Below are 440 nucleotides of genomic sequence, written 5' to 3' on the forward strand. Positions count from 1 at the left end.
GACTACTGGGGTATCTAATCCTGTTTGCTACCCATGCTTTCGAGCCTCAGCGTCAGTTGGTGCCCAGTAGGTCGCCTTCGCCACTGGTGTTCCTCCCGATATCTACGCATTCCACCGCTACACCGGGAATTCCACCTACCTCTGCACTACTCAAGGCCAGCAGTTTTGAAAGCAATTTATGGGTTGAGCCCATAGTTTTCACTTCCAACTTGCCGGTCCGCCTGCGCTCCCTTTACACCCAGTAATTCCGGACAACGCTTGCACCCTACGTTTTACCGCGGCTGCTGGCACGTAGTTAGCCGGTGCTTTCTTGTTAGGTACCGTCATTATCGTCCCTAACGACAGGAGTTTACAATCCGAAAACCTTCTTCCTCCACGCGGCGTCGCTGCATCAGGGTTTCCCCCATTGTGCAATATCCCCCACTGCTGCCCCCCGTAGG

The 440-nt window shown here is 54.3% G+C and carries 1 rRNA gene; it reads right to left on the reverse strand.

Annotated elements, in window-relative coordinates:
* Positions 1 to 440, reverse strand: a 16S ribosomal RNA gene (locus KGF48_RS20785); the annotation flags it as partial.

Origin of the sequence: Clostridioides sp. ZZV15-6388 (assembly GCF_020657755.1) — a bacterium.
Lineage (GTDB): Bacteria > Bacillota > Clostridia > Peptostreptococcales > Peptostreptococcaceae > Clostridioides.